The sequence below is a fragment of the Helicobacter cappadocius genome (assembly GCF_030688855.1).
Taxonomy (GTDB): domain Bacteria; phylum Campylobacterota; class Campylobacteria; order Campylobacterales; family Helicobacteraceae; genus Helicobacter_J; species Helicobacter_J cappadocius.
In genome coordinates this window covers 1-1,387 of record NZ_JAUYZK010000027.1, presented here as the reverse complement: position 1 = coordinate 1,387, position 1,387 = coordinate 1, and the positions used below count along the sequence as shown (strand labels likewise).

Annotated in this window: 1 protein-coding gene and 2 pseudogenes; all 3 read left to right on the top strand. The window is 33.9% G+C overall.

Annotated elements, in window-relative coordinates; all coding sequences use genetic code 11:
* On the top strand, window positions 1-664 hold a 664-nt coding region (locus tag Q5I06_RS08635; protein ID WP_305520939.1), incomplete at its 5' end, for a TaqI-like C-terminal specificity domain-containing protein.
* A gap of 5 nt (window positions 665-669) precedes the next feature.
* Window positions 670-843, top strand: a pseudogene (locus tag Q5I06_RS08755) (Eco57I restriction-modification methylase domain-containing protein); the annotation flags it as partial.
* A 48-nt stretch (window positions 844-891) separates the two neighbouring features.
* Window positions 892-1,387 (top strand): annotated as a pseudogene (locus Q5I06_RS08630) (hypothetical protein); the annotation flags it as partial.

Sequence of the window (1,387 nt, the reverse complement as noted above, 5' to 3'; positions counted from 1 at the left end):
TGTACAAATCATTCGACCCATATTGCGAGGCAGAGACATCAAAAGATATGTTTATGAATGGGCAGGAAAGTGGGTGATAAATACCCATAATGGGTATAAAGATGAAGATATTACGATTTCTCCGATAAACATTAAAGATTATCCAAGATTAAAATTGCATTTGGATAGTTTTTGGTCAGAAATATCAAAAAGATCAGATAAAGGACATACTCCTTATAATCTCAGACATTGTGCTTATATGAGCGAATTTAATAGGCAGAAGATTGTGTATAGCGAAATTGTTCAATCTCCTCAATTTTATTTAGACAAAAATAATTTCTATGCAGAAGCGACAAGCTTTATTCTTACAGGCAATTTTTTAGAATATCTAATTGGAATGTTGCATTCTAAGCTTTTAGCTTTTGCTTTCAAGAATTTTTATGCTGGGGGAGGTTTGGGAGAAAAGGGTTATCGTTACAAAAAAGCTTTTTTAGAACTTCTTCCAATCCCAAAAATCACAGAATCTAAGCAACAAGAGTTCGTAAAGATTGTAAATGAAATATTAGAATCCAAAGCCAAAAATCAAGATGCAAAAGCCCTACAAGAAGTCTTAGATAAGATGGTCTATACCCTTTATAATCTAAATGATAAAGAAATAGAACTCATAGAATCCAGTTTTAATTAACAAATATCAAAGAAATCAAACCACATTTAAGTACTCATTTTGAAATCTTTAGCGGAACTAGTGATATATTTACTTACTTTTTTGAACAAGGCTATAAGATTCTAAAAGACAAAGGAAGGCTGAGCTTTATTACAAGCAACAAATGGACGAGGGCTAGATATGGGAAAGCTCTCAGAAAATTTATCTTAGAAAAAACCAAGCTAGAAAGCTATGTAGAGTTCAACGGAGTGAAGGTCTTTGATAGTGCGACTGTAGATACCTCGATACTAGAGTTTAAAAAAATAAAATCCCAAAAAACTGATTTCAAATACCTTTGTATCACCTCCAAGCCTGAAAATGCTGCAGATATAGAAGCTGTTGCCCCGCAGATCATCAATACTAACACACTTAGCGATGAAGCCTTTACCTTTGGAAATACCTTAAGCATAGCTTTAAAGAAAAAGATAGAATCCATCGGGACACCACTCAAAGATTGGGATATAAATATTTATCGAGGAATCTTAACTGGCTATAACGAAGCCTTCATTATCGATACAGAGAAAAAAGATGAGATACTAAATGCCTGTGATGATACAGAAGCCTCTAAACTACCCTTCAAACTCATCAATGAACAATATATAAGGGCTAATGAAGGGGATGAAGAAGTAGTTTATCTCACAGAGAGAGAACGAACTGTACAAATCATTCGACCCATATTGCGAGGCAGAGACATCAAAAGATATG